The sequence below is a fragment of the uncultured Allobosea sp. genome, from assembly GCF_945956895.1.
Taxonomy (GTDB): Bacteria; Pseudomonadota; Alphaproteobacteria; order Rhizobiales; family Beijerinckiaceae; genus Allobosea.
In genome coordinates this window covers 1-8,033 of sequence record NZ_CAMFJF010000093.1, presented here as the reverse complement: position 1 = coordinate 8,033, position 8,033 = coordinate 1, and the positions used below count along the sequence as shown (strand labels likewise).

General features: G+C 67.2%; 6 protein-coding genes. 1 reads left to right on the top strand and 5 read right to left on the bottom strand.

Annotation, left to right across the window (positions count from 1 at the left end; all coding sequences use genetic code 11):
* Positions 1-251 precede the first annotated feature (251 nt).
* Genes Q0Q02_RS21895 through Q0Q02_RS21875 form a run of 5 tightly spaced genes read right to left on the bottom strand, consistent with a single transcriptional unit; the run spans position 252 to position 6,092 of the window.
* Complete coding sequence (locus tag Q0Q02_RS21895) at positions 252-1,178, bottom strand: glyoxylate/hydroxypyruvate reductase A (protein WP_293812693.1); 927 nt, start codon at positions 1,176-1,178, stop codon at positions 252-254.
* Between the two features lie 10 nt (positions 1,179-1,188).
* A complete protein-coding gene (locus Q0Q02_RS21890; RefSeq protein WP_293812692.1) occupies positions 1,189-2,517 on the bottom strand; it encodes an FAD-binding oxidoreductase in 1,329 nt (442 codons plus the stop codon).
* 52 nt (positions 2,518-2,569) lie between these two features.
* Complete coding sequence (locus tag Q0Q02_RS21885) at positions 2,570-3,457, bottom strand: ABC transporter permease (protein ID WP_293812690.1); 888 nt, start codon at positions 3,455-3,457, stop codon at positions 2,570-2,572.
* 4 nt (positions 3,458-3,461) lie between these two features.
* Complete coding sequence (locus Q0Q02_RS21880) at positions 3,462-4,412, bottom strand: ABC transporter permease (protein WP_293812688.1); 951 nt, start codon at positions 4,410-4,412, stop codon at positions 3,462-3,464.
* A gap of 27 nt (positions 4,413-4,439) precedes the next feature.
* The gene (locus Q0Q02_RS21875) at positions 4,440-6,092 is read right to left on the bottom strand and encodes a peptide ABC transporter substrate-binding protein (RefSeq protein WP_293812686.1); all 1,653 of its coding nucleotides are present in this window, start codon (positions 6,090-6,092) and stop codon (positions 4,440-4,442) included.
* A gap of 204 nt (positions 6,093-6,296) precedes the next feature.
* On the opposite strand from Q0Q02_RS21875, the gene Q0Q02_RS21870 reads away from it, so the two are divergent.
* Positions 6,297-6,941, top strand: coding sequence for a cupin domain-containing protein (locus tag Q0Q02_RS21870; RefSeq protein ID WP_293812684.1), 645 nt, complete (start codon positions 6,297-6,299; stop codon positions 6,939-6,941).
* The last annotated feature ends 1,092 nt before the right edge of the window (positions 6,942-8,033 follow it).

Here is an 8,033-nt window from a genome sequence, read left to right as displayed (position 1 = left end):
CACAACCTGACCTTGGTGCTTTGCCCGGAAGCGGACGCCCGCGGCTCCGAGACGGGACATCGGGCTTCCGATCCAAATTCACCGTCGGTGGAACCGCAAAACGGGCACGGTGGATACCCGCCATGGGTCAGTCGACTTCGGAGCCTGTCACCCAGCCACAGGCACCTTTACGCATCCGCCGGCAGTTATCGTGACAACGCCCGTGCGGAAAGGCCCGGACGGGTGGTCGGCCGCGAACAGGAGTCGTGCGCTCAGTATTCCTGACCGCGCGCGACGAGCCCCTCGATCGGAAGCTCCTTGCGGTGGCGCTCGATCGTTTCGAGCACGAAGGCGGCCCCGCCCTCCGGGCGCGTCATGCTGGCGATGTGAGGCGTCATCACGATGCGCGGATGCTGCCAAAACGGATGCTCCGGCGGCGGCGGCTCGGGCTCGAGCACGTCGATCATCGCGCCCGAAAGCTGCCCGGTTTCCAGGGCGGCCAGGAGGTCAGCCTCGACGAGATGGCCGCCGCGCCCGACATTGATGATGGCGGCGCCCTGCGGCAGTCCGGCAAAGAGCCGCGCGTCGAGAATGCCGCGCGTCGCCTCGGTCAGCGGCAGCAGGCAGACCAGGATGTCCGTCTGCGCCAGGAAGGCGGGCAACTCGTCCGGACCGGTGAAGCAGGTGACGCCCTCGATCTCGCGCGGCGAGCGGTTCCAGCCGGAGAGGGGAAAGCCGAAGGGGCGCAGCTTCTCCAGGCTCGCCTGGCCGAGCTGGCCGAGCCCGAGGATGCCGACGCGGCGGAGTGCGCAGGGCCTGACCTGGAACTCGCACCATTGCCGCCGGCGCTGCTGGTCGAGATAGACGACCATGTCCCGGTGCAGCATCAGGGTCGCCATGCAGACGAACTCCGCCATGCTCTCGGCGATGCCAGGCTCAAGCATGCGCACGACCGGCAGCTCGGGCGGCAGGGCGTTGAAATCGAGCTGGTCGACGCCGGCCCCAACCGAAAAGACCATCTTCAGATTGGGGAAGGTCTCGGCGATCCGTTCCGGCGGCTGCCAGAGCAGCAGATATTCGACAGCGGCGGGATCCCCGATATCCGGCCAGACGCGGAAGGGGACGTCGGGGGCCAGCCGGGCGAAGGCCTCCGCCCATTGCCCCGCCCGCTCGGCGCTCGCCTTGTAGAGAATGGTCATGCCGGCGGCCTCAGAACAGCCCGACGGGCGCCAGCGGGCGGCCGTCGACCAGCCGCTCGTAGCTGTAGGCGGCGGGGTCGACCAGCGGCGTATCGCCCAGGACGATCTCGGCGGCGAGCTTGCCGGCCGCCGGGCCGATGCCGAAGCCATGCCCCGAGAAGCCGGTGGCGAGGAAGAAGCCCTGCAGGCTCGGGACGGCGGAGATCACCGGCACGGTGTCGGGCGTCGAATCGATGGTGCCGCCCCAGGCCTCCGCGATGCGGATGTCCTTGAGCGCGGGATTGCCCGCGATCAGCGCGGCCAGAGCCGCGTTGACCAGCTCCATGTCGGGGGCGGGGTCCTGCACGCGCACCGCCTCGAAGGGCGAGGGCTGGTCGAGGCGCCAGTTCGCGTTGCCGAAGAGCTGCTTGAAGAAATCGGCGCCCAGCCGCAGCTTCAACCCGGCGCGACGCTGCTTGAAGGTGGGCCAGAATGCCTTGGCGTAACGCAGGATGTCGGGCGTCAGGTTGACGGTGCCGCGCCCGCGCAGCGCCAGGGTCAGGCCACCGTCGAGCCTGCGGCGGATGCAGTAGGCGGTGGTGCCGAGCGCGCCGTCGGTAAATTCGGGCGCCGGGGTGGTGCGGCAGGCGGTGGCGTCGACCAGTCCGACCGGCAGGTCGATGCCGTGGCGCCGGCAGAACAGCGAGGACCAAGCGCCGCCGGCGAGCAGCACGGCCTGGGTGCGGATCGTGCCCTTCTCGGTGACGACGGCGCTGACCGCGCCGCCTGTCGTCTCCAGCCCGCGGGCCGCGCAGCCCTGATGGATGGTGACGCCGCGCTTGCGGGCCGCCAGCGCGAGCACCGGCACCGCCATCGAGGGCTCGGCCCGGCCGTCGCTGGGGGTATGGAGGCCTGCGACCCATTTCTCGGTGTTCGCGGGCAGGGCCTCGGCGACCTGCGCCGGCGTCAGCAGGGTGGAATGGACCTGCATCTCGCGCGCGATTTCGGCCCAATGCTCCCAGTCGGCCGCTTCCTTGGGGTCCTTGGTCAGGAAGAGCACGCCGGTGCGGCGGAAGCCGGTATCGGCGCCAGCCTCCTCCTGCAGCTCCTCCCACAGGCGGAGTGCCTCGCGGGCGAGCGGGATCTCGGCGCGGGCGCGCCCTTGCTGGCGGCACCAGCCCCAGTTGCGGCTCGATTGTTCGCCGGCGACATGGCCCTTCTCGACCAGCGCGACGGACAGCCCCTTGCGGGCGAGATGATAGGCGCTGGAGACGCCGATCACGCCGCCGCCGATGACCACAACGTCGACGGCTTCCGGCAGGCGTTCGTCGCTGGGAATGCGATTGACCGGCGGGGACATGGGAAGCTCCTGAGACGGGCCTGGGCGGCCGCGGCGGCAGTAAAGGGTAGGGTCAGTTGATGTCCAGGCGCGGGTCGAGTGCGTCGCGCAAGCCGTCGCCGATGAAGTTGAAGCTGGTCACGGCGAGCGTGATCGCGATGCCCGGCAGGAGCGCGAGCCAGGGCGCGCTCGTCAGATAGATCTGGGCGTTGTTGAGCATGTTGCCCCAGCTCGAGGCCGGCGGCTGGATGCCGTAGCCGAGGAAGCTGATATAGGATTCGAGCAGGATCGCCTTGGCGACGTTGAGCGTCGCGGCCACCACGATCGGCGCCATGGCGTTCGGCAGCAGGCTGCGGAACATGATGTAGAGATTGCTCGCGCCCACGGAGCGGGCCGCCACGGCGAAGTCGCGCTCGCGCAGCGAGCGAATCTGGGCCTCGACGATGCGGGCGACGTTCATCCAGGAGGTCGCGGCGATCAGCAGCGTGGTCGCGACGATGCCGGGCTCGGTGAGCGCCGCCAGCGCCAGCAGCAGGAAGATCGCCGGGAAGCACAGCACCGCATCGACGAAGCGCATCAGGGCGGAGCCGAGCCAGCCGCCATAGAAGCCCGCGATCACGCCGACCGCGATGCCGATCGCCATCGCGACCGCCATGGCGAGGAAGCCGATCGCGAGCGAGATGCGCCCGCCCATCATCAGCCGGGCCAGGATGTCGCGGCCGAGTTCGTCGGTGCCCAGCACATGCACGCCGGAGAGCGGCGGCGCGAAGCGCTGCAGGATGTCGATATGGGTGTCGTCGAAGGGCAGCAGGAACGGACCGAAGACCGCGCCCAGGGCCAGGACGAGGATCGTGGCCGTGCCGGCCATGGCGAGCCGGTGGCGGCGGAAACGTCGCCAGGCAGTGTTGGCGGAGGCGACGGGGGCCGGTTCGGCCGAGACGGAGGCTGCTTGCACGCTCATCGCCTCACTCCATCCGGATCCGCGGGTCGACCACCGCATAGAGCAGGTCGGCGAGCAGCGAGCCGAGCATTACCATCGTGGCCGAGAGCATCAGGATGCCCATCACCACGGGGTAGTCGCGATAGGCGATGGAATCGAGGAAGAGCCGCCCCATGCCGGGCCAGGTGAACACCGTTTCGGCGACGAGCGCGCCGCCGAGCAGGGTCGGAAACTGCAGGCCGGCAACGGTGATCATCGGCAGCAGCGCGTTGCGCAACGCATGTCGCGACAACACGCTCCATTCCGGAAGGCCCTTGGCCCGGGCGGTGCGGATATAGTCCTGGCCGATGACGTCGAGCATGGAGGAGCGCATGAAGCGGGCCCAGATCGCCGTCTCGACCAACGCCAGCACCAGCGCTGGCGCGATCAGATGGTGCAGCAGGTCGAGCACGGAATCGTCGCCGATCGTGTGGCGGTTGCCGGCCGGCAGCCAGCCGAGTGTGACCGAGAAGACGTAGATCGTGACCAGGCCGAACCAGAAGGTTGGGATCGAGAGCGCGATCATCGCCCCGACGGTGGCGAGCGTGTCGAACAGTGAATAGCGTCGGATCGCGCCGAGAACGCCGATCCAGCAGCCGAGCAGGCAGGCGATCAGCGTCGCCGTCGCCATCAACTCGAAGGTGGCCCGCAGATGCGAGCCGATGACGGAGAGCACGGCGCTGCCGTCGCGATAGGAGGTGCCCCAGTCGCCTAGCAGCATGCGCCAGAGCCAGTCTGCGTACTGGACCGGCAGGGGCCGGTCCAGGCCGAGCTGGCGTGAGATCCGCGCGATATCCTCCGGCGACATCTGCGACGATAGGGCGAACTGCGACAGCGGCCCGCCCGGCGCCAGATGCAGGATGGCGAAGCCGAGCATCGAGACGATGAGCAGCAGCACCAGCGCCTGCCCGAGCCGGCGGATGAGATAGGGAAGCATCGCGGTGCGATCTCGCTCTTGCAGCCGTCAGGCCCAGTACCACTCCCGCATGTTCCAGCAGTTCGATGAGGTGTTGATGTTGGGCGCGAAGCCTTGCAGCCCCTCCTTGGTTCCCTCGGCGATGGCCGACTGGAACAGCGGCAGAATCGCGAGATCGTCGCGGATCAGCTTCTGCAGCGCGCTATAGCTCTTCTTGCGCTCGGCGAGGTCGAACTGGGCCGCGCCCTCGGCCAGCAGCCGATCGGCTTCCTTGTTCTGGTATTGGTAGGTGTTGTAGCCGCGCCCGCCCTTGGCCGGGATCGCGCCGGAGCCGAAGCGCGGTGTCACGTCCGGGTCGCTGCCCAGCATGAAATTGACGCCGACGATGACCGACTGGAACTTCGACTGCTGCCAGAATTCGCCCCAGATCACGGCGCCAGGCATGTTGCTGATGCGCAGCGAGGCGCCGATCGCCTTCCAGTCCTGCATCAGGAGCTGCTGCGTCTGCTCGCGCACGGCGTTGCCGCTGGTGGTCGAGTTGCTGAACTCCAGCCGGACGCCGTTCTTCTCGCGGATGCCGCCGGAGCCGCGCTTCCAGCCGGCGGCGTCGAGCACGGCATTGGCCTTGGCGGGGTCGTAGGCATGGGCCGGCAGATCCTTGTTGAAGGACCAGGCCTGCTGCGGCACGAAGGATTCCGTCGGCGTCGGCAGCCCGTAGTTGAGCGCGTCGATCAGCCCCTTCTTGTTGATGGCGAGATACAGCGCCTCCCGCACCGACCGGTCGGCGAGCGGTCCGAACTCGAGATTGGGCGCGATGTGCTCGATCGACGCCATCGGCGAGACCGAGATCTTGCGGCCCGGCAGGGTCTTCGCTTCCTTGACGAAGTTCGGCAGCACGCCCTGGATACCGGTGTAGTCGATCTGGCCGGTGCGGAACTGGGTGTAGAGCACGGTCAGGTCGGGAACGTATTTGAAGATCACGCGCTCCAGGAACGGCCCGCGCCCGTGATAGGCCTTGTTGGCGAGGAGTTGGATGTGGTCGCCCGGCACGCGCTCGCCCCAACGGAACGGGCCGGTCCCGATCGGCGCGTTGTTGAAGGGTGAGGCATTGGGATCGGACGCCTTCTCCAGCGCGTGCTTGGGTACGATGAAGAACAGCGACAGGATCGACATATAGGGCGAATAGGCGCTCTCCATGCGCCAGTGAATCTCGTCCGGCGCGACCACCTTGATGTCGTGGACGAGGTTGTGCCCGACCCGGTTACGGGCGCGGAAGGCGGTGTTGTTGATCAGATCGATGCTGAACTTGACGTCCTCGGCGGTGAAGGGCGTACCATCATGCCATTTGGCGTCATTGCGCAACTTGACCTTCCAGGTCAGGCCGTCGGCGGAAAGCCCGCCATTATCGAGGGTCGGCACCTCCCTGGCGAGGTCCGGCTGGAAGCGGCCCTGCGGGTCGATGTACCAGAGCGTGCTGAAGAGCTGCCACCAGACGCCCTGGTCGACCTCGATGCCGGGCATCAGCGGGTGGAAGACGGTCGGCTCCTGCGACAGGCCCGCGACGACCTGCCCCTTGGGTGCGGCAGGCGGCTGGGCTGCCCGCAGCGAGGCCGGCAGGCCGATGCCGGCGGCAAGACCCATGCCCATCGCCAGAGCGCCGCGGCGCGTGGGGTCCGTGACTCCAGAATATCCGTCGGACATGATGTGCTCGCTCCCAATGAAACCGCGGGTCCGCAGCGTGTTCTCACGTCGCGGCGCAGGCAGGATTTCAATTCCCTTAACTTTTGTTATGATGAATTCAACACGGCTAAAATTGCCTGTCAATCGCTCTGACATGTACCGCCCCGCGCGCCAAGGTCGAGCGGTTGTGCTAGGCGCTTCGAAAGACAGGCTGAGAGGCGATCGATGAGCAGGGATGCCACGGGAACGGGCGCTTCAGGCAAGGGAACGGGCGAGGCGATCGTCATCCCCGAGGATGCGGAGCATCGACTTGGCGAGACGGTCCGGCTGCTGCGCCAGCGTGCCGGTCTCTCCATTCAGGAACTGGCCCAGCGCACGGGGCTCTCCAATGGCATGATCAGCCAGCTGGAGAGGGCGCTCGCCTCGCCCTCCATCCGCACCCTGCGGCTGCTCAGCATCGCGCTCGGCGTGCCGATCTCCTATTTCTTCGAGCCGCACGCACCCGACCCGTCGTCGCAATACATCGTGCGCCGGAACGACCGACGCCTGCTGCGCCTGACGGCGAGCGGCGTGCTCAAGGAATCGCTGACACCGGCCCAGGGCGGAGCGCTCGAGATCTACGAGCTGACGCTCAATCCGGGCGCCTCGTCAGGCGCCGACTTCGTCCAGCATGTCGGGGAGAAAGCGGTCTACGTGCTCTCCGGCCGGATCCGGATCTGGCTCGAGCACGAGCCTCATTTGCTCGATGCGGGGGACAGTGTCTGCTTCCCCAGCATCGTGCCGCACATGTTCGACAACCCCGAGCAGACGGTCGCTCGCGCGATCTGGGTGACCACGCTGCATTCCGGTGCGCCGTCCCGGGAGAGCTGACGCAAATCGCCGTCAGAGGACGCCACAGCCGAAAGCGTCAGGTCGGTTCCGGCATCGCACGGACACTCGCGCCAAGCGCCCCAAAGGGGTTGGCGACAGCCCGAGCGGGACGGGCACATTGGGGGGGGGGGCGCCAGGGGGATTTCGACCTCCTGCAGCTTGGCGGCGGGATGGTGCACGTGACAGGGCGCGCCGTTTAGTGTCCAGGCGGAGAATTCCAGAATCTTCAGGTCGATCACGGTAACAGTTTCTGGGCGATTGGTCAGGAACCCGGTGATCGATAGACCTGCGCCGCCGATCTCGCCGACTGGATCGCTGTAGTCGAAGGTCTTCAGGCGGCGTTCGGCCGTCTCGAGAAAGTCGTGGCCGAGCTGCTCGGCCGCGTTGAGGAGCTTGGCGCGCGTGCCTGCGTCGACCCGCATCTGGTATTTTGCGATGAGGTCATCGACCATCGGGCCGAAATAGCGCTCGAGCAGCTCTGCACATGATATCTGGGGATCGCCGTACTTGAGGCCCCACGCCAGCAGGGCGCGCTCGCCCGGCATCTCGATGGCGGCCTCAAGCTCGGCGATCGTCTCGCTCGCGCCCTCGCTGAGGTGGTGGGCGGTCGCCTCAGCGAACGCGTCGCGATAGGCCTCGACCTCATCGGCGACGGCGTCGTCGTGATCGATGTCGCTGACGGCCTGCTTGTAGATCTCGCCGGCGAGGGCCCGCGCATCGGCCCGGCCCAAATCCTGCGATGGCTGCCCGAGTGATTCGAAGAAGGCATTGAGGGCAGCGAGCGCGAGGGGAAAGCATTCCCGGGCGATCTTCGCTTCCTTGGTCCGCAGCGAGAGGAAGACCTTGTCGCTGACGACGACACTGTACTGCTCACCGGCGACGGGCAGGCTGACGCGCTGCCCCCTGGCGAGGGCGCGAAGGGCCAGTGGCACCTTCACGTTGAGATAGTATGATCCCGACTTGGTAGCGTAGGGATGAGGCATCTGAAGAGCCATGGTGTGAAACCGCAGTGTGAAAGCGGATGCCACCTAACCCTTTATCAATGCGTAACTCTTTCTCCTGCTGAGGAGAAAGAGTGGTGCCCAGGAGAGG